Annotated in this window: 22 protein-coding genes; 5 read left to right on the forward strand and 17 right to left on the reverse strand. The window is 74.7% G+C overall.

The genetic code is table 11. The features are described 5' to 3' along the window. Positions 1 to 518 precede the first annotated feature (518 nt). The 5 genes from ACIG47_RS11925 to ACIG47_RS11945 all read left to right on the forward strand — a co-directional run bounded on the left by ACIG47_RS11925 (position 519) and on the right by ACIG47_RS11945 (position 5,196). Positions 519 to 1,073, forward strand: a complete 555-nt coding sequence (locus ACIG47_RS11925; protein ID WP_397430983.1) for a hypothetical protein — start codon at positions 519 to 521, stop codon at positions 1,071 to 1,073. 69 nt (positions 1,074 to 1,142) lie between these two features. After that, on the forward strand, positions 1,143 to 2,189 hold the full coding sequence (locus tag ACIG47_RS11930) for a FecCD family ABC transporter permease (RefSeq protein WP_397411058.1): 1,047 nt from the start codon (positions 1,143 to 1,145) through the stop codon (positions 2,187 to 2,189). Further along, positions 2,189 to 3,226: a FecCD family ABC transporter permease gene (locus tag ACIG47_RS11935; protein ID WP_397430984.1), complete on the forward strand. Its 1,038-nt coding sequence runs from the start codon at positions 2,189 to 2,191 to the stop codon at positions 3,224 to 3,226. The genes ACIG47_RS11930 and ACIG47_RS11935 overlap by 1 nt, the downstream gene beginning before the upstream one ends. Further along, positions 3,223 to 4,017, forward strand: coding sequence for an ABC transporter ATP-binding protein (locus ACIG47_RS11940; protein WP_397430985.1), 795 nt, complete (start codon positions 3,223 to 3,225; stop codon positions 4,015 to 4,017). Before ACIG47_RS11935 ends, ACIG47_RS11940 begins: the two co-directional genes overlap by 4 nt. 129 nt (positions 4,018 to 4,146) lie before the next feature. Then, a complete protein-coding gene (locus ACIG47_RS11945; RefSeq protein ID WP_397430986.1) occupies positions 4,147 to 5,196 on the forward strand; it encodes an ABC transporter substrate-binding protein in 1,050 nt (349 codons plus the stop codon). 30 nt (positions 5,197 to 5,226) lie between these two features. Here the strand turns inward: ACIG47_RS11945 and ACIG47_RS11950 are convergent, their stop codons facing one another. The 17 genes from ACIG47_RS11950 to ACIG47_RS12030 form a co-directional block, all read right to left on the reverse strand. Then, positions 5,227 to 6,012: an isoprenyl transferase gene (locus ACIG47_RS11950; RefSeq protein ID WP_397411066.1), complete on the reverse strand. Its 786-nt coding sequence runs from the start codon at positions 6,010 to 6,012 to the stop codon at positions 5,227 to 5,229. Then, the gene (gene recO, locus ACIG47_RS11955; protein ID WP_397411068.1) at positions 6,012 to 6,758 is read right to left on the reverse strand and encodes a DNA repair protein RecO; all 747 of its coding nucleotides are present in this window, start codon (positions 6,756 to 6,758) and stop codon (positions 6,012 to 6,014) included. The genes ACIG47_RS11950 and recO overlap by 1 nt, the downstream gene beginning before the upstream one ends. A gap of 54 nt (positions 6,759 to 6,812) precedes the next feature. Then, positions 6,813 to 7,442 carry a hypothetical protein gene (locus tag ACIG47_RS11960; protein ID WP_397430987.1) on the reverse strand — a complete coding sequence of 210 codons (630 nt, stop codon included), beginning with the start codon at positions 7,440 to 7,442 and terminating at the stop codon, positions 6,813 to 6,815. A gap of 86 nt (positions 7,443 to 7,528) precedes the next feature. Next, positions 7,529 to 8,155 (reverse strand): cytochrome d ubiquinol oxidase subunit II, encoded by a 627-nt coding sequence (locus tag ACIG47_RS11965; protein WP_397430988.1) that lies wholly within the window; start codon positions 8,153 to 8,155, stop codon positions 7,529 to 7,531. Between the two features lie 89 nt (positions 8,156 to 8,244). Next, entirely contained in the window at positions 8,245 to 8,760 is a 516-nt protein-coding gene (locus tag ACIG47_RS11970) for a nucleoside deaminase (protein WP_397411074.1), read from the reverse strand. 68 nt (positions 8,761 to 8,828) lie between these two features. After that, positions 8,829 to 11,570 (reverse strand): molybdopterin-dependent oxidoreductase, encoded by a 2,742-nt coding sequence (locus ACIG47_RS11975; protein WP_397430989.1) that lies wholly within the window; start codon positions 11,568 to 11,570, stop codon positions 8,829 to 8,831. A gap of 223 nt (positions 11,571 to 11,793) precedes the next feature. After that, positions 11,794 to 12,717 carry an FAD binding domain-containing protein gene (locus ACIG47_RS11980; protein ID WP_397430990.1) on the reverse strand — a complete coding sequence of 308 codons (924 nt, stop codon included), beginning with the start codon at positions 12,715 to 12,717 and terminating at the stop codon, positions 11,794 to 11,796. Between the two features lie 4 nt (positions 12,718 to 12,721). Then, positions 12,722 to 13,555: a MurR/RpiR family transcriptional regulator gene (locus ACIG47_RS11985; protein ID WP_397411081.1), complete on the reverse strand. Its 834-nt coding sequence runs from the start codon at positions 13,553 to 13,555 to the stop codon at positions 12,722 to 12,724. Continuing rightward, positions 13,552 to 14,850: a Zn-dependent hydrolase gene (locus tag ACIG47_RS11990; protein ID WP_397430991.1), complete on the reverse strand. Its 1,299-nt coding sequence runs from the start codon at positions 14,848 to 14,850 to the stop codon at positions 13,552 to 13,554. The genes ACIG47_RS11985 and ACIG47_RS11990 overlap by 4 nt, the downstream gene beginning before the upstream one ends. Beyond that, positions 14,847 to 16,067 (reverse strand): pyridoxal-phosphate-dependent aminotransferase family protein, encoded by a 1,221-nt coding sequence (locus tag ACIG47_RS11995; protein WP_397430992.1) that lies wholly within the window; start codon positions 16,065 to 16,067, stop codon positions 14,847 to 14,849. Before ACIG47_RS11995 ends, ACIG47_RS11990 begins: the two co-directional genes overlap by 4 nt. Further along, entirely contained in the window at positions 16,064 to 17,467 is a 1,404-nt protein-coding gene (gene allB / locus ACIG47_RS12000) for an allantoinase AllB (protein ID WP_397430993.1), read from the reverse strand. Before allB ends, ACIG47_RS11995 begins: the two co-directional genes overlap by 4 nt. Next, a complete protein-coding gene (gene pucL, locus ACIG47_RS12005; protein WP_397430994.1) occupies positions 17,464 to 18,369 on the reverse strand; it encodes a factor-independent urate hydroxylase in 906 nt (301 codons plus the stop codon). The genes allB and pucL overlap by 4 nt, the downstream gene beginning before the upstream one ends. After that, a complete protein-coding gene (locus ACIG47_RS12010) occupies positions 18,370 to 18,711 on the reverse strand; it encodes a hydroxyisourate hydrolase (protein ID WP_397430995.1) in 342 nt (113 codons plus the stop codon). Then, entirely contained in the window at positions 18,708 to 19,238 is a 531-nt protein-coding gene (uraD, locus tag ACIG47_RS12015; protein ID WP_397430997.1) for a 2-oxo-4-hydroxy-4-carboxy-5-ureidoimidazoline decarboxylase, read from the reverse strand. The genes ACIG47_RS12010 and uraD overlap by 4 nt, the downstream gene beginning before the upstream one ends. Positions 19,239 to 19,329: 91 nt before the next feature. After that, positions 19,330 to 19,794: a DUF4383 domain-containing protein gene (locus tag ACIG47_RS12020; protein WP_397430999.1), complete on the reverse strand. Its 465-nt coding sequence runs from the start codon at positions 19,792 to 19,794 to the stop codon at positions 19,330 to 19,332. An 84-nt stretch (positions 19,795 to 19,878) separates the two neighbouring features. Further along, on the reverse strand, positions 19,879 to 21,021 hold the full coding sequence (locus ACIG47_RS12025) for an amidase family protein (protein ID WP_397431000.1): 1,143 nt from the start codon (positions 21,019 to 21,021) through the stop codon (positions 19,879 to 19,881). 41 nt (positions 21,022 to 21,062) lie between these two features. Further along, positions 21,063 to 22,184 carry an acetamidase/formamidase family protein gene (locus ACIG47_RS12030; RefSeq protein ID WP_397431001.1) on the reverse strand — a complete coding sequence of 374 codons (1,122 nt, stop codon included), beginning with the start codon at positions 22,182 to 22,184 and terminating at the stop codon, positions 21,063 to 21,065. Position 22,185: the final 1 nt, after the last annotated feature.

The raw sequence follows: 22,185 nt of genomic DNA on the forward strand, positions 1-22,185 counted from the left end.
CGAGACACCCTCGGCCCGGACAGATATACCTGCGCGAGGGTGGGTTGCGCTGAGTAGACATCGTCTACACACAGCAACTCACCTCCGCGGGGCAGGGCAGGGCAGGGCCGGGCGTGGGCGGGGCAGGGCCCGGCGTGGGCAGGCGGAGCGGGCGAGGCGGGGGCGAGGAGACACCCTCGGCCCGGACAGATATACCTGCGCGAGGGTGGGTTGCGCTGAGTAGACATCGTCTACACACAGCAACTCACCTCCGCGGGGCAGGTTCTCCCGAGCGGGTGCCTGCGCGAGGGGGACCCCTGCGCAAGGGAGGATGCCCGCGCAAGGGAGGATGCCCGCGCGAGGGTGCATTGCGCCTGGCAGCAGCCCGTGCCCGCGGGGCAGGTTCTCCACAGCTGTGACCTGCCGGTTCACCCGGGTGAAGGCCGGCCGTTCTGGATCACGTCCGCCGCGTCGCGGGCTCTGGAACTACGAAGGCGCCGCGTCGCGGTGCCCCGAGTCCGAAGAGGTCCGACCACCACATGATCCGCCGAAGCATCCTCGCCCTGGGTAGCGCCCTCGCGCTCGCCCTGACGGCATCCGCACCCGCGTACGCGGGATCCGCGCAGCCCACGGCCGCCTACGACACCAACGTCACCGCCGACGCCAAGCCCGAGCCGATCGCCAAGAACAGGACGCTCACCGTCACGGGCAGCCTGAAGTACAAGCGCAGCGGCACCTGGCGCCCGATGTCCGCTCGGGCGGTGACCATCCACTTCGACCCGTCGGGCACCGCCGGGTCCCGGAAGGTCGCGACCGTCCGGACGAACAGCAACGGCGTCTACACCTACCGGACCACCGCGACGCGCTCCGGGAAGTGGATCGTCCGCTACCAGCCCCAGGTGAGCACCTACCAGCCGGACGTCGCGTCCGACGCCGTCTGCGTCTACTCCGCCGGTCGCTGGCAGTGCCCCGTGTCGCCCACCAACCCCGACCTCGACTGCGCGGACATCGGCCGGACGGTCTGGGTCGGCACCAACGACTACCACGACCTCGACCGGGACAACGACGGTTGGGGCTGCGACTCCTACTCCTGACCGCACCCGGCGTCCTGCCCCCCCGCGAGCGTGTGCCGAGCACCCCTGGCACTGTGGAATGCTTAGGCAATGCTTACCTCACCCGCGCCCGCATCCGCGGGACGCCGTGAGGGTGCGGAAGCCGTCGCTCACCGCGCCCGGCGACGGACGCTCGCGGTACTCACGGCCCTGGTCGCCCTGGCGCTCGTCGTCCTCGCGAGCCTCGCGCTCGGCGTGCGCGACATCGCGCCGGTCGAGGTCTGGCGGGCCCTGACCGCGCCGGTGCCCGGCTTCGTGGACCACGACGTGGTCCTCGACCAGCGGCTGCCGCGCACGATCGTGGGCCTGGCGGCCGGGGTCGCGCTCGGGACGGCGGGCACCCTCATCCAGGGGGTCACCCGGAACCCGATCGCCGACCCCGGTCTGCTTGGCCTCAACTCGGGCGCGTCGCTCGCGGTGGTGTGCGCGGTGTGGATCTTCGGCGTCACGTCGCCGATCGGCTACGTGTGGTTCGCCTTCCTCGGCGCCGCCGCCGCGGCGGCGATCGTGTTCTCGGTGGGACGCGGCCAGCCGGTGCGTCTCGCGCTGGTGGGCGCCGCGGTGACCGCGCTCATCACGCCGCTCATCACCCTCGTCCTGCTGCGCGACCAGCAGGCGTTCAACCTGTACCGGTTCTGGTCGGTCGGCTCCCTCACGGGGCGCGGCCTGGACACCGTGGCCTGGCTGTGGCCGTTCGTCGTGGTCGGCGTGATCCTGGCGGCCGCGCTCGCCCACCGGCTCAACATGCTGGCCTTGGGCGACGACGTCGCCACGGCGCTGGGTCAGCGCGTCGGGACCACCCGCGCGTTCGCCGCGGTCGCGATCGTGCTGCTGGCCGGTACGGCGACGTCGCTCGCCGGGCCGATCGCGCTGGTCGGCCTCGTCGTGCCGCACGCGGCGCGGCGCCTGGTGGGCACCGACTACCGGTGGATCATGGCGATCGGCGCGCTCCTGGGCCCGGTCATGCTGCTCGCGGCCGACGTGCTGGGCCGGCTCGTGCTGCCCCGCTCCGAGCTGGAGGCAGGCGTGGTCGCCGCGCTCCTGGGCGCCCCCGTCCTGATCGCCGTCGCGCGCGGCCGCAACGTGGCGGGTGCCTGATGGCCACGGTCAACGACCTGCGCACCGTCCTCGCCGGGCTGCGCACCGCACGCCGTCGTCGCCAGGTCCTCGTCGTGGCCGGGATGGTCCTCGTGGTGCTCGTCGCCGCGACCGGCGCCCTTCTCATGGGTGCCGCCGGGCTCACGCCGGGCCAGGCCATCGCCGGTGCCGTGGGCCTCGGCGACAGGGGCGACGTCTTCATCGTGCAGATGCTGCGCCTGCCGCGCATCGAGGCGGCGATCGTCGTCGGTGCGGCGTTCGGCCTGGCGGGTGCGCTGTTCCAGGCGACGCTGCGCAACCCGCTCGCCTCCCCCGACATCCTGGGCATCTCCACGGGCGCGAGCCTCGGGGCGGTGACCGGCATGCTGGTGCTGGGCCTGAGCGGCGTGGCGCTGTCCGGCCTCGCCTTCACGGGTGCGGGCGCCATCGCTCTGCTGATCTGGCTGCTCGCGTGGCGCAAGGGCCTGCACTCGATCCGGTTCGTGCTGGTCGGCGTGGGGCTGGCGTACCTGTGCGCCTCCCTCATCGCCTGGGCCATGGCACGCTCGCAGGAGCACGAGGCGGCGGCCGTGCTGACCTGGACCGTCGGCTCCGTGTCCGACATCCGCGGGGAACAGCTCGGGCTCGTGGCGGCCGGCACGCTCGTGCTGTGCGTGGCGGTCGCGGTCGTCGCCCGGACGCAGGGGCCGCTCGCCCTGGGCGACGACAACGCACGAGCGCTCGGCGTGCACGTCGACGCGGCGCGCATCGGCGCGCTGCTGCTCGCCGTCGCGCTCGTCGCGCTCGCGACGAGCGCCGGTGGCCCCATCGCCTTCGTCGCACTCGTCGCCCCCGCCATCGCCCGCCGGCTGGTGAACGACGGCGGCGCCGCCCTGGTCGCGTCCGCCGCGACCGGCGCGGCCCTGACCCTGGTCGCCGACGTCGTCGGGCAGCACGGGCTGCTCGGCGTGGCCGCCCCCGTGGGCATCGTCACGGGGCTGGTGGGCGCCCCCTACCTGCTGTGGCTGCTCGCCACGACCGAGAAGAGGAGCCGATGACCAACCTGCGCGCCGAGGGCGTCAGCCTGGGCTACGACGGCCGACAAGTCATCGAGGGCCTCGACCTCACGCTGCCCGACGGCAAGATCACCGCCGTCGTCGGGCCGAACGCCTGCGGCAAGTCCACGCTGCTGCGCGGCCTGGCGCGCCTGCACCCGCTCGACGGCGGGCGCGTCACGCTCGACGGCGCCGACATCACGGCGATGCCCCGCAAGGAGCTGGCCCGCAAGGTCGGCATGCTGCCGCAGTCGTCCATCGCGCCCGACGGCGTCCGCGTCGCCGAGCTGGTCGCCCGCGGCCGCTACCCGCACCAGGGCTGGTTCGGCCGCCACTCCTCCGACGACGACGCCGTGGTCGGCACCGCGCTGGAGTCGACCGGGGTCGCGGAGCTCGCCGACCGGCCGGTCGCGGAGCTGTCCGGCGGGCAGCGCCAGCGCGTCTGGATCGCGATGGTGCTGGCGCAGCAGACGGACATCGTGCTGCTCGACGAGCCGACGACGTTCCTGGACGTGCGCCACCAGCTCGACCTGCTGGACCTGCTCACGGAGCTGAACCGGGACCGCGGCACCACCGTGGCCATGGTGCTGCACGAGCTCAACCTCGCCGCCCGCTACGCCGACCATCTGGTCGTGATGTCGGCCGGGCGGATCGTCGCGGAGGGCGCGCCGTCCGACGTGCTCACGCAGGAGGTCGTCGACGAGGCGTTCGGGCTGCGCGCCCAGGTGGTGCCCGATCCGGTGGCGGGTTCGCCCCTCGTGGTGCCCGTGGGCCGGTTCCACTCGGGGGTCTGACACCGGCCCGTGGTCTTCCTCACCCGATTCCCGACTAATTTCGCAACATCGTCGTGACCAAATCTGGTTAGGGTTACCTCATCTCGACCGGCGCCCGCCGGTCGTCCCACTGAACATCCGGGAGTTACCGTGCGCCCTCGCCGTTCCCTCGCGGCGGCCGTCGGCCTTGTCGCCGCGTCCGCCCTCGCCCTGTCGGGCTGCGCGTCCGAAGCACCGGCCGCGGACGACGCGACGCCGTCGGCCGACGCCTCCGGTGCGACCGACGAGTTCCCGCTGACCATCGAGCACGCCCTCGGCGAGACGACGATCGAGGAGGCGCCGGTGCGCGTCGCCACGTGGGGCTGGGGCTCCACGGAGGCCGCGATCGCGGCGGGCGTCTACCCGGTCGCCGTCGCCGAGCAGACCTGGACCGTCGGCGAGGGCAACCTGCTGCCGTGGGTCGAGGAGGCCTACGACGAGGCGGGCGTCGAGCACCCCACCGTGCTGACCGACGCCGAGGCCGGCGCCACCGTGCCCTACGAGGAGTTCGCGGCCGCCGAGCCCGACGTCATCATCGCCACCTACTCAGGGCTGACGCAGGAGCAGTACGACCTGCTCAGCGAGATCGCCCCGACGGTCGCCTACCCGGAGACACCCTGGCAGACGCCGTGGGACGAGATCATCACCGCCACCGACGACGCCCTGGGCCGCAGCGCCGCGGGCGAGGCCAAGGTCGAGGAGATCAACACCTACCTGGCCGAGCAGGCCGAGGCGCACCCGGAGTTCGAGGGCAAGACGGTCGCCGCGATCGTCGACTCGGCCGCCGAGGGCCTCGTCTACGTCTACCGCGCCGCCGACCCGCGTGCCGGCTTCCTGGAGGGTCTCGGCTTCGAGACCGCCCCGGCCGTGGAGGAGCTCGCCCCCGACGACGGCGAGTTCTTCTACACGCTCTCGTACGAGGAGCTCGACAAGCTCGAGTCGGACGTCGTGGTCGCCTACACGTACACCGAGGAGGAGGCCGCGGCGCTCCCCGACAAGAAGGAGCTCCAGGCCATGCCCGCCGTCAAGAACGGCATGGTGGTGCAGCAGGTCGGCACCGTCGCGGTCTCGGCGGTCTCGCCCCCGACCGCGCTCTCGGTCCAGTACCCGGAGGGCATGCCCAAGCTGATCGACGCCCTGTCGGAAACCCTGGACAAGTGACCACCGCGCCGAAGTGGAACGGTGACCGTTCTACTTCGGCGCAGGTGCGTCCAGGGCCCCGCCGTAGCGGCGGTCGCGCTTCGCGTACTCCTCGACCGCGTGCCAGAGGTGCCGGCGGTCGACGTCGGGCCACGGCTCGTCCAGGAAGACCATCTCGGCGTACGCCGCCTGCCACAGCATGAAGTTCGACGTGCGCTGCTCCCCCGAGGACCGCAGGAACAGGTCCACGTCGGGCACGTCGGGCAGGTAGAGGTACTTCTGCACCGTCTTCTCGGAGATCCGCCTCGGGTCCAGCTTTCCGGCCGCGGCGTCCCGCGCCATGGCCGCGGCCGCGTCGGCCAGCTCGGCCCGGCTGCCGTAGTTGACGCACATCGTCAGGGTGCAGCGGTCGTTGTCCTTGGTGCGCTCCTCGGCCTCCAGGAGCACGTCGATCACGGACTTCCACAGCTTGGGACGGCGGCCCGCCCAGCGGATCCGCACCCCCCAGGAGGCCATGACGTCGCACTGGCGCCGCATCACGTCCTGCGTGAAGTTCATCAGGAAGCGCACCTCCTCGGGCGAGCGCTTCCAGTTCTCCGTGCTGAACGCGTAGGCCGAGATGTACTCGACGCCCACCTCGACGGCCCCGGCCACGACGTCGAGCAGCGAGTTCTCCCCCGCCTTGTGGCCCTCGATGCGCGGCAGGCCACGGGCGTTGGCCCACCGGCCGTTGCCGTCCATCACGACGGCCACGTGCCGCGGCAGGAACTCCCGGGGGATCCGCGGAGCCTGCTCGCCGGACGGGTGCGGGTACGGCGCCACGAGCTGACGGGCCATCAGCGTTCCACCATCTTCAACGATCGCAACGTTCTCTCCAGGTAGTACTGGCCATAGGCGGCGACGATCCCGCTCGCCTCCTTGCGGTGCCGCGCGTCGGACGCGTCGGCGGTCGCCCAGTCGCCCGCGAGCAGCGAGGACAGCAGGGCAAAGGTCTCGGGCGCCGGGGCCGTCGAGCCCGGCGGGCGGCAGCGCGGGCAGACGGCGCCGCCCTGCGCCACGTTGAACGCGTGGTGCGGGCCGGGCTCGCCGCAGCGCGCGCAGTCCTCGAACGACGGCGCCCAGCCCGCCACCGCGAGCGCGCGCAGCAGGTAGGAGTCGAGCACGAGGCCGGCGTCGTGGTGCCGCTCCGACAGGGCGCGCAGCCCGCCGGCGAGCAGCCAGTACTGCTGCACCGCGGGTTCGTGCTCCTGCGCGACGAGCCGGTCGGCGGCCTCCAGCATCACGGTGCCCGCCGTGTACAGGGCGTAGTCCTCGCAGATGCGGCGGGCGTACGCGCCGATGGTCTCGACCTGGGTCACGGTGTCGAGCCCCATGCCCGGCCGCGGGCTGCGGCCGGTGTGGAGCTGCACGTCGACCCCCATGAACGGCTCCAGCCGGGCCCCGAACTTGGACGACGTGCGCCGCACGCCCTTGCCCACGCCACGCACCTTGCCGTGCTCGCGCGTCAGGAACGTGACGATGCGGTCCGCCTCGCCCAGCTTCTGGGTGCGCAGCACGATCGCGTCGTCTCGGTACAGGGGCACGGAGCCATTCTGCCCCCAGTCACCGACACTCCGGGACGACGGCGCCGCACGGGCTCACCGCTCGACGAACCGGGTGCCGTCCGGGGTCAGCTCCGGCTCCCACACGAACCGGTGGATCACGTGCTTCTCCAGGACCCAGCGCACCACCAGGGCGACGGTGCCCCAGATCACGAAGAGCAGGAGCGTCTGCAGAAAGTTGACGCTGATCTTGTCGAACCCGGTGAGCGCCAGCGTGGGCACGAGGAACATCAGGCCGAGAAACGCGGGCAGGAGCTGGATGCCCACCCACTGGATCACCGACAGCATGTCGATCCGCCGCTCGGCCACCACGCCGTGGAAGTCCATCACGTTGACCACGTGGTCGGCACGCCACTTGGCCACGTGCCGGGCGACCGTCCACTGCGCGTCACGGGCGTCGAGCGCCGAGCTCCCCGTGGGCAGCCAGATGCCGAGGACCTGGTGGATCTCGGCCGGCGTGAGGTAGCCCTTGTCGAGGATGGTCAGGCTGTGGACCGGCGGCTGGCGCGTGTTGGTCGGCAGCACCAGGGCGGCCAGGAACAGCAGGATGCCGCCGGTGCCGAGCAGCCCCACGAGCGCGTCCGGCAGCCACGGCAGCAGGAGGGTCGCGGCGGCGAACGCCAGGGCACCGAGGAGCGCGCAGATGATGCGGTTCTTCATGGTCATGATGCGCAGGATTTTACCGGCAACTCGCCGCACTTCAGGGCGATAAGTCCGGTTCGTAACCGATCCGCGCTCGACCTGCCGGAGGTCTACCCACCGCCGAACCGGGACCAGGCCGCCACCGCCGTGCCGACCACCGGGGCCGCGATCATCACGGCGGTCACGATCACCGGCAGCGGTGTGGTGCGCCGCAGCCGCCACACGACGACGGCGTCCCCGTGCAGCCGCGTCACCACCACCGCCACGACCGCCAGGCCCAGGGCCGCCAGCCCGTTGCCCCACGCCACGCCGAGCAGGGCACCCCAGCTCCCGGCGAGCACGATGCTCGCCACCACCAGGACCGCCTCCCAGACGTCGTGCCAGACCTGCCCGGGCCGGCGGCCGCGCAGCCAGAGGACGGCGTCGCGCACCACGCACGACCCCGCGAGCGCCACCACCAGGGGGTAGGCCACGCGCATCAGGTCCGACGCGGCCTGCGGGAACGCGAGGACCAGCACCAGCGCCGCGGCCACGAGCGACGCCTCGCCGGGCAGCCGGAGCGGCCCGACGGCGGCCAGCACCGCGCTCCGCCGGGCGGGTGCGCGCCGTCGGTCGCTGCCGTCCTTGCCGCGTTCACGCAGCAGGGTGGCGCCGACGCCCTGGACGGCGCCGTCGAGCACGACCCATGCAACCAGCAGGACCGTCAGCAGGACACCCCAGACCGCGGCAGTGCTCATCCGGTGCCCAGCAGGCCGGCAGGTTCCGTGACGTCCACACCGGAAAGCCTACGTAGCAGGACAAGCCGCTGCGACAGGATCGGTCCGCGTCAGTAGGGGGTGCGGGCCGCGTGGGCGCGCCAGATCTCGAAGGGTTCGCCCGCGCGGGCGATCCGGCGGTTCAGGACCGGGTTGGGCCAGGTCGAGCGGTCGCGGGCGAGCAGGTCGTAGAACTCCCGGTCGTCGAAGCCGGCCCGCTCGGCGTCGTGCCGGTCCGCGGCGAACACGACACGGTCCACGCGGGCCCAGAGCGCCGCCGACAGGCACAGCGGGCACGGCTCGCACGAGGCGTAGAGCGTGGTCCCGGCCAGGGAGAACGTGTCCAGGGCCCGGCAGGCGGCGCGGATCGCGACGACCTCGGCGTGGGCCGTCGGGTCCAGGTCGCGCGTCACGCGGTTGCCGCCGGCGGCCACCTCGGCACCGGCGCGCACGACGACGGCCCCGAAGGGGCCACCGCCGTCGGCCACGTTGCGGCCGGCGACCTCGACCGCGCGCAGGAGCCAGGCCTCGTCGTCGTGCACGGGTGCGCCGGACGGGGCGCCGGACGTCTCCAGGGGGCTGCTCACCCTTCGATGCTCGCACCGTCGGATTTCAATTGCGTTCCCAGCAGGTCTCCCCGACGAAACACCTGTTTCTACCCGGGGTCGGTGCGCAGCAGCTCCCACAGCCGGTCCCGCTGCATCGGCAGGTCCCGCGGGCGTACCCCCGTGGCGTCCGCGACGGCGCTCGCGAGCGCCGGGGCCACGGGGTTGTACGGCGCCTCGCTCATCGACTTGGCGCCACGCGGCCCGAGGCGGTCGTAGGTGTCGGCGAACAGGACCTCCGTCTCGGGCACGTCGGCGACCTGGGGCGCCCGGTAGTGCCGCAGGGTGCGCGTCACGACGACGCCGTCACGCACCACCATCCGCTCGGTCAGCGCCGACCCGAGCGCCTGCGCCACACCGCCCTCGATCTGCCCGCGGAGCTGTTGCGGGTTGATCACCGCCCCGGCGTCGGCCGCGTGCACCGACCGCAGGATCCGGACCTCCCCGGTCTCGCGATGCACCGCGACCCGGAACCCGTGCACGTTGAACGCCACGGACCGCGGCGACCCGTCGTGCGTGGCCTCCCCGAACGTCCCGGCGAGCTGAGTGCTGGACGTTCGCCCTGTCGAATCGTCCCCGGAGGGCGAATATCCCGCACTCGACAGGGTGGTGGACAGGTGGGCGGCGGCGCGGTGGACCGCCAGGGCAGCCACCACCGAGCCCGTGGAGCCGAAGGCGCCCGTGTCGTAGCCCGCGGTGGCCGTGTCCGACGGGCGGACCCGCACCCGGGACACCGGCACGCCGAGCTCCGTGGCGGCGACCTGCGCGTGCACGGTGGTGGTGCCGTTGCCGAACTCCGCGGTGCCGACGTCGACCACGAAGGTGCCGTCGGCCTCCAGCGTGACCCGGGCGTGCGTGCGGTGGCCACGCGGCGGGATGGTGGCGATCATCGCGAGGGCGACGCCGCGGCCCTCGACCCACCCGGCGCCGGTCGGCGGCGTGTCGCCGGGCCGGGACAGGGCCTCCTCGACGAGGTCGAGGCACTGGTCGAGCCCGTAGGAGCCGTACTCCAGGTCGCCGTCCACGAGCTGGCCGACGACGAACGCGTCGCCCGGGCGGACCACGTTCCGCCGCCGCATCTCGAACGGGTCGACGCCGAGCCGCGCGGCCAGCTCGTCCATCGCCCCCTCGATGGCGAACTGCACCTGGCCCAGCCCGTACCCCCGGAACGCCCCGGACGGCACGTTGTTCGTGTACACGGACTCGGCGTCCACGCGCTTGGCCGGCGCGCGGTACACGGCCATCGACTCGTGCACGCCGTGGAACAGGACGCCGGGGGCGTGGTTGCCGTAGGCGCCGGTGTCGGCGAGCACGTCGATCGCGAGCGCCGTCAGGGTGCCGTCCGCCGCCGCCCCGGCACGCACGGTGACCCGGAACGGGTGGCGGCACGGTACGACGGTGAACTGCTGCTCGCGCGTGAGCTCCCACTGCACGGGGTGCCCGGTGCGCAGGGCGGCGAGGGCCACGACGTCCTCGACGAGCAGCTCCTGCTTGCCGCCGAACCCGCCGCCGACGCGCCCCGCCACCACGCGGACGCGGTCCGTCGGGAGGTCCAGGAGGCGGGCGAGCTCGTCACGCACGAGGAACGGCACCTGGGTGGAGGTGCGCACGTGCAGCACGTCGCCGTCCGGCCCCGGTTCGGGCCAGGCGCGCGCCCCGTGGGTCTCCAGCGCCACGTGGTTGACCCGTTCGGTGGTCCAGGTCCCGGTCACGGTGGCGGCCGACGCCGCGAGCGCCGCCTCGACGCCGTCGTGCCCGGGTTCGGCGTACTCCTCGTGGATCTGCGCCACGACGTTCCGGCCGGCGTCCGCGACGCGGTGCTCGTGCGGCGTCCGGTCCGGGTGCAGCAGGGGCGCGCCGGGCCGCCGGGCGTCCTCGGGGTCGAAGACGGCGGGCAGCACCTCGTACTCGGCCTCCACCAGGGCGAGCGCCTCGCGCGCCTGCCGCGGCGTCTCGGCGACGGCGACCGCGACGCGCTGCCCGGTGAACCGCAGCACGGGGTCGAGGATGCGTGTGTCGTCGGGGTCGTCGAGACGGTTCTCGTGCCGGGCCGTGGAGTACGGCGTGGCGGGTACGTCGTGGTGAGTGAGCACCAGCTGCACCCCGGGTGCACGCCGGGCAGCGGTCGCGTCGATGCGCGTGATCCGGGCGTGCGGGTGCGGGCTGCCGAGCACGGCCACGTGCAGCAGGCCCGGCGGCTCGGGCTCGTCCAGCGTGTACGGTTCGCGGCCGCTCACGACCCGCGTGGCGGCCGGTGCGACGACGGCGCGGCCGAACGCCTGGCCCGGCTCGGCCACCTCGGTGTTCACGCGGCCGGCGAGGGCGTCCCGGATCGAGCGGTACCCCGTGCACCGGCAGAGGTTGCCCTTGAGGTGCTCGGCGAGCGCGGCGGGGCTCGGGGCGGCGGGCGCGTGTCCGGTGCGTTCCTGGGCCAGCTCCGGCGTCCCCGCGACCGTGCAGACCATGCCGGCCGTGCAGAACCCGCACTGGAACCCGGCCGCCTCGACGAAGGCGCGCTGCACGGGGTGCAGGTGCTCGTCGTCCGCGGCGGGATCACCGCCCGGCCCGAACCGGCCCAGGCCCGCGGCGGTCACCACCTCGGCGTCCGCGGCCCGGTGCGCCGGGACCAGGCAGGACTGCACGGGGGCGCCGTCGAGCAGCACGGTGCAGGCGCCGCAGTCGCCCGCGTCGCACCCCTTCTTCACGGCGGTGGCCCCTTGCTCCCGCAGATAGGTGCGCAGGCACTGGCCGGGGCGGGGTTCGGCCGTGACGTCGGTGCCGTCGAGCCTCATGCGGCGGCCCTCGTGCGAGCCCGGGAGCGCCTCCGGGAGATGCCGTCCCGCGCAGGTGGGTTGCAGGGAGTAGACATTGTCGACGCACAGCAACGCACCTGCGCGGCGTACACGCGCCGGCGGCCGACCGCACCAGCCACGCCGGCCATCCCGGCCACACCAACCACGCCGGCCACGCCGGCCACACAGACCTCCGGGCGTCCGACGCCGTCTCCACGGGTGCTCATGTCGGGTCTCCCAGGTCGTCGAGCACCTCGTGTGCGAGCCGCCGGGTCATCGCCGCGCGCCATGCGCGGCTCCCGTGCGTGTCCTCGTACCAGCCGCCCCCGCCGGCGAGGCCGTCCGGGACGCCCGAGGCGGCTGGGGCGGGCAGGGCGGTCGGGACGGTCGGGACGGTCGGGACGGTCGGGACGGTCGGGACGGTCGGGACGGCCAGGTCGATCGCGTCGATCCAGCGGTCCAGCGCCGCGTGGTCGCGGACGGCGCGGCCGAGCGGCCTGCCCACCGACCCGGTCAGGGTGATCCACGTGCCGTCCGCGCCGGACCGGCCGGTCACCATGGCGGCCGTACGACCGGTCGGTGTCAGGGACGCGCGCCGGACCGCCGTGCGCTGCCGGAGCACGGCCGCGGGGACCAGCACCTCGCGGAGCACCTCACCACGCGACAGCGCGACGACGCCGGCCCCGGTGACCAGGTCGGCGACGGGTACCTCGCGCGCACCGCCGTCCGGCGTCCACACGACCGCCCGGGCGGCGAGCGCCGCGAACAGCCCCGCCATCGACCCCGCGGGCAGGCCGAGCGCCAGGTTGCCGCCCACGGTCGCCGTGCGGGCCACCTTGGCCGAGAGCGTCAGCGCCGCCACGCACGGCGCCACGATCCCGAGCGCACGGTACGGCCCGGGCACCCCGAGCCCGCCGGGCCCCGCCAGCAGCTCCTCCAGTGTGCACGTGCCGGCCACGCGCAGTCCCGCCCCGTCCACCGACCACGGCTCCCAGCCCAGGCCGGTGAGGTCCACGAGCCCCGTCACCCCGGGCGGGACGGGCTCCGAGTAGAGGTAGGTGCCCCCGCCCAGGAACGTCTCGCCGGGCCGCAGCACGCAGTCCGCGCGGCTCCGGGCCACGCGCACGGTGTCCACGTCGAGGTCCATGCGGTCAGCCCTCGTCGATCTCGCGCAGCAGCGCGTACCGGGCGTCGATCGCGTCGACACGGCTGCCGGCGCCGTCGAGCAGCTCGTGCACGCGGTCCGAGAGGGCGGCCACGACACTCACGGGCGCCACCATCGAGTCGAAAGCGCCCCGCGTGGTGATGGGGCACTCGATCCACCAGGTCACGACGCCGGACAGGTGGCGCAGGCTGGAGTCGGCGAGCAGGAGCACGCGGACGCCGTCGGCCAGCAGGGACTCGACCATCTCGGCCACCCGGAAGGCGTGGCGCCGGATCGAGACCACCACGACGACGTCCTGCGGGCCCAGCCCGACGAGGTCGTCGGCCAGGGACTGGCCGGGCGCGGGCGCCAGGTGCACCCGCCCGCGCACCTGGACCAGGTTGCGCCTCAGCTGGGTGGCCGGCCCCAGGGAGCCCCGGCGGCCGACGACCACCACGTCGCCCGCCGTCGCGAGCGCCGCGGCGATGTCGTCGAGCACGCCCTCGTCGAGCAGGGTGTACGCCTTCTGGAGGTTCTTGATCTCCTGCTCCAGCCGCTCGCGCAGGCCGGGCGGCGGTTCGACGGCGATCGGCAGGCCTCGCCCGCGACGGGCGCGCAGGTGGGCCCGCAGCCCCTCGAAGTCGTCGTAGCCGAGCTTGCGGAACAGGCGGCTCATCGTCGCCTTCGACACCCCGGCGAGGGTGGCGAGCTCCGTGGCGCGGTAGGTGCCGAGGTCACCGAGGTGGTCCAGGAGGGCGTCGGCGGCCCGGCGCTCCTGCGGGGACAGCTCGCGGTAGGCGCTGGCCACGCGCTCCTCCAGCGGCGTGGCGACGGACGTCATCGGGCCTCCTGGTGGGCGAGCGCGAGGACGGCCTGCGTGCAGGCGTCGAGCGCCACCTCGACGTCCGCGAGCTCGACGTGCTCGTCGGGGTGGTGGCTGATCCCGTCCCGGCAGCGCACGAACAGCATGCCGACGCCGGTCACGGCGGCCATCGCCATGCCGTCGTGACCCGCGGGGCTCCACAGGCCGGGGACCCTGGCGGACGCCGCACCGTCCGACGGCGTCCCGGGCAGTGCCGGGTCCAGCCCGGGCACGGCGGCCGCGATCCCGCTGGCGACCGCCGCCGACAGGCGGCTGTCGCAGGTGGTCGACGGGGCCCGGTGGGTCTCGGTGTGCTCGAACGTCACGCGCCGCTCTCGCGCGATCTCCTGCCCGGCGGCCACGATCCGCTCCCACAGGGCGTCCCGGTCGGCGTCGGTGCGGCCGCGCAGGTCCAGGGTGAGCTCGGCCCGGCCGGGGATGACGTTGACGGCACCGGGCTGCACGTGCAGGTCGCCCACGGTGGCGAGGCAGCCGGCCGCGACCGCGAGCTCCTCGATCCGGGTGACGAGGTGCGCGGCGGCGACCAGCGCGTCCCGGCGCCGGGCGAACGGGGTACCGCCCGCGTGCCTGGCCTCGCCGGTGACGGTGAGCACGAACCGCCGCGCCCCCGCGATCGTGGTGACGTACGCGAGCGGCAGATCCAGCGACTCCAGCACGGGACCCTGTTCGATGTGCGTCTCCAGGTACCCGACCAGGTCCTGCGGACGGCGGGCGGCGTCGCCCACGCGGCCCGGGTCCAGGCCGAACCGGGTGAAGGCCTCGCGCAGGGTCACGCCGTCGGCGTCGGTCTGGTCCCACCAGGCCGCGTCCCACTGGCCGGAGGCCGCACAGCTGCCCAGCAGCGCCTTGCCGAACCGCGTGCCCTCCTCGTCCGAGAACCCCACGACCTCCAGGGCGAACGGCAGCACCGTGTGGCGCAGCCGGTGCGCGACGGCGATGGCGAGCACCACGCCGAGCATGCCGTCGTACCGCCCGGCGTCGGGCACGGTGTCGAGGTGGGAGCCGAGCACGAGCGCGGGCTCGCCCGGGGTGGCGGGACGCTGGGGCGGACCGGCGGCGGCGCGGCGGCCCCAGAGGTTCCCGGCGGCGTCGGTCTCGGTGTCGAGGCCGGCCTCGCGCATCCAGGCGGCGACCACCGTGTTGGCGGCGGAGTGCTCGGGCGACAGGTAGACGCGTTCCAGGGCGTCCTCCCGTGCGGAGTACCGGGTCAGGTCGTCGCACCGGTCCAGCACCCAGGCCGCGGTGCCGGTCATCGGGCGGCCTCGTACTCGGCCAGGGCCGCCGTCACCCCGCCGCCGGGCGGGGTCGCGACGCCGGCGCGGCGCAGCTCGTGCTCCAGCGCCGCCAGGGTGGTCAGGACGGCGTCGCGCCGGGCGTTGAAACCCATCGTGCCGATGCGCCAGACCACGCCGTGCAGCGGCCCGAACGAGGTGCCGATCTCGATGCCGAAGTCGTCCAGGAGGGCGCCGCGCACGGCGTCGCCGTCCACGCCGTCGGGGATGCGCACGGCCACCACGTTGTGCATCTTGTGCCCGACGTCGCCGAACACCTCCAGGCCGAGCCCCCGCACGCCCGCGAGCATCGCGGCGCCGTGCCGGGCGTGCCGGGCGACGGCGGCCGCCATGCCCTCGTCGGTCAGCACCCGGGCGCACTCGCGCGCCGCGTACAGCATCGACGTGGCCTCGGTGTGGTGGTTGAGCCGGCGCGGGCCCCAGTAGTCCATGATCTGCGCCAGGTCGAGGTAGTTCGACACGATCGGGCTGCCGTGCGGCGCCACGTCGTGGTCGGTGCGGATCCCCGCCTCGACGTGCTTGCGGCGGTCGATGGCGGCCACGGCGGCGGGCGAGAGCGTCACGGGCGCGCTGCCCGACGGCCCGCCCAGGCACTTCTGCAGCCCGGCGGTCGCGGCGTCGACACCCCACTCGTCGGTGTGGAACGGGTTGCCGCCGAGCGTGGCGGTGGCGTCCACGTACAGCAGCGCGTCGTGATCGCGGGCGATGCGGCCCAGCTCCGCCAGCGGCTGGGCCATGGTCGTGGAGGTGTCCCCGTGCACGACGGCGACCACGCGCGGCCGCACGCGGCGCACGGCCTCCTCGATCTGCCCCGGGTCGAAGACCGTGCCCCACTCCGTCTCGATCGTGTGCACCTCGGCCCCGGCGCGGGCACCGATCTCCGCGAGCAGGTGCCCGAACCGGCCGAACACCGGCACGAGCACGCGGTCGCCGGGTTCCAGCAGGGAGACGAGCGCCGCCTCGATCCCGGCCCGCGAGGTGCCGTCCACGAGGAACGTCTGCTCGTTCGCGGTGTCCCAGACGGTGCGCCACAGCGCCATGGCCTCGGTCATCGTGTCGGTCATGAAGGGGTCGAACTGCCCCACGAGCGGCGCGGCCATGGCGCGCAGCACGCGCGGGTCGGCGTCGACGGGCCCGGGCCCCATGAGCAGCCGGGCGGGTGGGTGGATCTGGGTCATGCGGGCCTCCTGACCAGCCGCCCCGGCGTGGGCCGGAGCGCGGTGACGCCGCCCCGGACCGTCCGGGCGTCGTACGGCGTGACCTTGTTCTTGTGGGCCAGGTCGGCCGCGCGGAACGTCGTGGTGGCGTCCGGGTCGTAGACGACCAGGTCGGCCGCGGCGCCCTCGGCGATCACGCCCTTCGGCCGCGGCCCCCGGTCCAGGCCCACCAGCGCGGCGGTGTGCGCGGTGGTCCAGCGGGAGACGTCGGCCAGCGGCACGCCCCGGCGCCGGGCGGCGTCGGCCAGGACGAGGAAGCCGGGCTGGAGCCCCGCCACGCCGCCCCACGCGGCCTGGAGGTCCGCCTCGCCCGGGGCCGCGCCCCGGTACTTCTCCTCGGCCGTCGCCGGCGAGTGGTCGCTGACCACGCAGTCCAGGATCCCCTCGCGCAGCCCGTCCCACAGGGCGTCCTGGTTGCCGCGGTCACGGATCGGCGGGCAGCACTTGTACGCGGAGTCGCCGTCGGGCACGTCCTCCGCGGCGAGCGTCAGGTAGTGGTGGCACGTCTCCGCCGTCACGGGCAGGCCCTCCGCCTTGGCCTCGGCCAGCAGGTCGAGCACCTTCGCCGAGGACACGTGCAGCACGTGCGTGCGCGTGCCGGTCTCCCGGACGGCGTCGAGCAGCGTACGGACCGCGGCGGTCTCGGCCTCGTCCGGACGGGACAGCAGGAAGTCCGCGTAGGCGCGCGACGGCGCGTGCGGCGCCGCGGCGAGCACCGCCGGGTCCTCGGCGTGCACCACCAGCAGGCCGCCGAACCAGGCGATCCGGCCCATCGCGTCGAGCAGCTCCTGCGGCCCGAGCGGCGGGAACTCCGGCACGCCCGAGTCGGCGAGGAAGCACTTGAACCCCAGCACGCCGGCGTCCCACAGCGGCTCCAGGTGGTCGGCGTTGCCGGGTACCGCACCGCCCCAGAACGCGACGTCGCAGTGCAGCTCGCCCCGGGCGCGGACGGCCTCCGCGGCGGCACGCTTGATCTCCAGCGCCTCGACCGTGGTGGTGGCGGGGATCGAGTTGAGCGGCATGTCCACGATGGTGGTGACGCCGCCGAGGCGCGCGGCGCGGGTCGCGGAGGCGAAGCCCTCCCACGCGGTGCGGCCCGGCTCGTTGACGTGCACGTGCGTGTCCACCACGCCGGGCAGCAGCACCCGGTCGCCCAGCACGACCACCTCGGGCGGGGGCTCCGGGGTGCCGCCGAGCACCTCGCCGCCCAGCAGGTCGTCGGCGGGGCGCAGCACGGCGTCCGGGTCGGACGTGCCCCACCACACCTGGTCGATCCGGTCGCCCTCGATCCGCAGCACGGCCGGGCGCAGCTCGCCCTCGACCAGCACCTGCTCCGAGGCGACCACCACGCTCCCGCTCACAGCAGCCCCCCGACGCTCGACCACGCGGGGTGCTCCCCGTCGTCCTGCGACCGCTGCACCGTGGCCTCGATCAGCCCGTACGGCCGGTCCGCGGCGAAGAACACCTCGCCCGGGTTGTCCAGGCCGAACGGCTCCAGGTCCACGAGGAAGTGGTGGTTGTTGGGGCAGGACAGCCGGATCTCGGCGATGTCCGGGTAGGCCTCCAGCACGGCCCGGCCCATGGCGAACACCGTCTGCTGCAGGGCCAGGGAGTGCACCCGGGCGAAGGTCTCCAGCAGGATCGTGCGCACCGCCGCGAACCGCTCGTCGTACTGCGCGGGCGTGGCGGTGCCGGTGAACGAGGGCGCGTAGCGCCACCAGGCCGTGACGTCGGTCGCGAGGATCCGGTCGTCGGTCTCGGGCAGCGTGGTGTAGCGGTCGCGCGGGAAGCCGGAGAACTCCGAGCCCGTGGACTTGAGCACCGTCGCGTCCCGCAGCCCGGCCAGCACGGTCAGGCCGTCGGGGTCGGCGTGCACGAGCGCCGTGCGCCGCTCGGCCCCGCCCCGCACGAACGCGTGGTCGTGCCCGTCGGGGCCGTCCGCGATCCGCTCCCAGCCGTGCTGCTCGGCGAGCCAGCGCCCGCCGGTCACCTGCGGCTCCGCCAGGAAGTGCCGCGCCAGCCGCAGCAGGAACGTCTCGGGCGAGCCCACGCCGTCGCGCGCGAACGCGTACATCGTGTTCTTCTGCGTGTCCGTGGCGATGACGCCGGTGTTGTCGCCGGACTCGTGCGTGGCCCGGAAGTCGCCGCGGAGCTGGGCGGTGAGGGTCAGGTCGGTGAGGCGGTGCCGCGCCGTGTCACGGTCCACCCGGACCAGCCGCACCTCCGCCTTGCCGTACTGGTTGGGCCCCAGGACTATCGACATTCAGCTCCCTCGGTAGGTGGTGTAGGCGAACGGGCTCAGCAGCAGGGCCACGTGGGTGTGGTCGGGCCCGAGCACGACGTCGAGCACCACCTGCCCGAAGAACGTCTCCCGGCCTTGTGCCGCGAACCAGTCGCCGGCGGCGAAGGTCAGGACGTGCCGGCCCGGGGCGACCTCGCCCCAGGCGATGCGGCCGTCGGCGTCGGTGACGGCGTGGCGGGCGGCGGGCGGTGCGCCGTCGTCCGCGGGGGCACCGGGCCCGGACGCCGGGAGGAGCGTCACCGCGAGGCCGGCGGCGGGCAGACCGCGGGCGGCGTCGAGCACGTGGGACGAGGCTGTCGTCATCGGTCCGCCCCGTCGGGCTCGGCCGCAGGGTCCGGCTCGTCCGGCTCGACGAGCGCCTCCAGCCGCAGCAGCGCGATCTGGCGGAGCTGCTCGGCGGTCACGAGCGCCTCGGTGGCGGGGTCGTTGGCCAGGCGCTCGGTCAGGTTGGCGAGGATCTCCTCGGCGGTGCGCCCGGCGGCCCGGACCAGGAAGACCCGGCCGAACCGCTCCTCGTAGGCCACGTTGCCCGCGGTGATCCGCGCGGCCGTGGCCTCGGCCGCGGCGGGCTGCTCGCCCCGGGACAGGCGCGCCTCGACGCTGTCGCCCGTGGCCCGCTCGCCGATCCGCGGGTGGTGCGCGAGGGCGGCGTCCACGTCGTCGCCGGTCCAGTCGGCGGCGGCCCGCATCGCGTGCAGCAGCAGGGAGTCACGGCAGCGGTAGGGCCGGCCGGCCACGACGTCGTCCACCCACGCGCCGATGTCGGCGCACGGGCGGACTGCCGACGCCGCCTCGGCGGTCGGCAGGGCGTTGAAGGTCGCGAGGTCCACGGGACAAACCTAGTTTCAAACTGTCCCCCGCGATGAGACGCGCGTTTCAGCGAGGTAAATCTTCGCCCGCCCGTGGACCCCGCGGCTCACCTCACCTGACGTCGCGCGGCAGCGTCTCCGTGGTGCCCGGCTGCTCGACGGCCCGTGCCCGCGCGGGCCAGACCGCGATGAGCAGGCCGGCCAGCGCGCTCAGGCCGTGCAGCCAGTTGTCGGCGGTGTTGATGTTGAGAAAGTTGATCTCCGGGTTGCCGACGGCGAACAGGCCGTAGACGAAGGCGGCGCCGTACCCGACCAGGAGGAGCCAGCCGAAGGTGCGGGCGCCGCCCGAGGTGCCCCAGAGGCTGATGCCCAGGAGCCCGATGACCAGGTGCACGATGTTGTGCAGCGGGTTGATCGCGAAGCCCAGCAGCGTCTGGCCGTGGTCGTGCTCGGCGAAGCCGCTGAAGCCGGTCACGAGGAATCCCGCGATGCCGACCAGCAGGTAGACCACGCCGATCACGAGGGCGAGCCACTGGTGGGTACCGCGGGCCTGTCGAGAAGCGGTGGAGTGGGTCATGATCCTTCTCCCGTCCGGTGCTGTCCCCTCCACCGTCACGCCGGACGGCGCCACTCGCACGCCGGCGCCCCCGGGTGCGGCGGGCTATCCCGCCAGCCGTGCCGCCAGGTGCAGCAGCGACCGGTCGGAACCCGCCGGGCCCACGAGGCACGCGCCGGCCGGGAGACCGCTCGCCGTCGCCACGGGCACCGACACCGCGGGCAGGCCACCGATCCCCGCGACGCAGGTCAGCAGCATCGTGGCCGCGCGGGCCGCCTCGGCCTCCTGCGGCCGGGGCGCGACCGACGCCGCCGACGGCAGCACCAGCACCCGCTCCCCCAGCCGCTCCCGGATCAGCTCCCGGGCGCGCGCGACGTCGGCCCGGGCCGCGACGGCCTCGTCCGCCCCCACGGACCGTGCCCGCTCGAACCGGGCCCTGACCGCGGGCCCGAGGGTGTCCATCCGGTCGGCGAGCCACGCACCGTGCACGACCCACGCCTCCGCCGCCTGAAGGGTCTGGAACGCGGCGAGCCAGCCGGGCTCGGGCGCCCAGTCGACGGCCACGGCCCCGGCGTCCGCGGCGCGCTGCCCGACGGCGTCGCGCACCTCGGGCGCGGCGAGCCCGAGCAGGGCGTCGCTCGTCACGAGCGCGGCCGGACCGGGCAGCGGGGCCGCGTCGTCGGGCAGCAGCACCTGGCCCACCCGCGTCAGCGTGCCGGCGTCGCGGGCGAGCCAGCCCACCGTGTCGAAGGTGGGCGCGAGCGGCAGCAGGCCGCCGTCGGCCACGGCGCCGTGCGTCGGCCGGACGCCCCACAGCCCCTGGTAGGCGGCCGGCACGCGCACCGAGCCGCCCGTGTCGGTGCCGAGCGCGACGCTCGCCTCGCCGGCCGCGACCGCCGTCGCGGGGCCCGACGTCGAGCCACCGCTGATCCGGCCCGGCGCGCGCGGGTTGGGCGGCGTCCCGTAGTGCGCGTTGGCGCCGGTCAGCGAGTACGCGAACTCCTCGGTCCGGGCGATGCCGGCCAGCGCCGCCCCGGCGTCCAGGAGCCGGCCCACGGCGTCGGCGTGCCGCTCCTGGACCGGGGCGGCCGCGAGCCACGCGGGGTTCCCGGCGCCGATCCGCTGCCCGGCGACGGCGAACAGGTCCTTGACCGCGACGGTCTCGCCGTCGAGCAGGCCGGGGCCGGTGGGGCGGACCAGCGGCCCGGGCTCGGGGCGGACACGCCACACGCGGGGATCGAGGGTCATGCGCACATGCTGCCAGGCCGCCGACGCCGCGGGCGCCGCGCCTACCCCGGGAAGTCCGCCTTGCGGATCCGCGCGTGGACGCCCTTGACCACGTCGACCACCTGCGAGATGTCGAAGTCCGTCGCCGCGGACAGGTACGCGTAGGCGTGCGCCGGCGACATCCCGTACCGCACGCCCAGCAGCGCGATCGCGGCGCGCACGCAGTTCTGCACCGCCACGTCGAGGTCGGCGTCCAGCCCCGTGGGGACCAGGTGGTCGGCGGTCTCGGCGAGCGGCCCGGCCAGCTCCCCGAAGGCGGCGACGGCGTCCGATGCCGGGATCAGGTCGAACGCGAGCCGCACCCGCAGCGAGGCCTCGAACGCCGTCAGGGCCACCTCGCCGTCGCCCTGCGCGAAGTGCGGGTCACCCACGTAGGCGAGCGCGCCCGCGACCTGCACCGGCAGGTACAGCGTGGACCCGGCACCCAGCAGGTTGATGTCGAGGTTGCCGCCGAACGGCCCGGGCGGCACCGAGTGCGGCCGCTCGTCGCCGGCCGCGGCCACGCCCATGATGCCGAGGAACGGGTGCAGGTCGAAGCCGACCCGGGCGTCGGAACCCTCCGCGAGCGGGATCGAGCCGCGCCCCGCGCCGTCCGCCCAGGTGTCCACCTGCGCGAAGACGCTCACGACGTCGGCCCCGCCGGCCGGGAGCTCGTCCGGCAGGGAGCCGCGGCCGTGCCGGTTGGAGATCACGCCGTACGGCACCCGCGGCTCGGTCGACAGCACCCGGATCGCCAGCAGGTCGCCCGGCCGGGCACCGTGCACCTCGACCGGCCCGGTCACCACGTGGCCGCCGTGCGCACCGGGCACCCCGGGCAGGCCCGGGGTGCGGTCGCCGAGCCGGGAGCGGCGGGCCGTGGCCAGCTCGACGGCGTCGGCCAGCACGGCGTCCTCGGGCACGCCGCGCTCCGCGAAGTACGCGAGCGGATCCCCGCCCTGGTCCTCCAGGACACCCTCGTGGGACAGGGTGTCGACCACCACCTCCTGGCCGGGGTCCACCGCGAGCACGGCGGTGTCGGCGGCGCAGGGCAGGCGGCCCCAGTACGCCGTCTCCACGGAGGTGGGCAGGTAGGCGGCCCGGTCGGTGAGGGCGGTGCCGGGCTGGAGGATGGTCTGCTGGTGCACG

The organism is Promicromonospora sp. NPDC052451 (assembly GCF_044547525.1).
Lineage (GTDB): Bacteria > Actinomycetota > Actinomycetes > Actinomycetales > Cellulomonadaceae > Promicromonospora.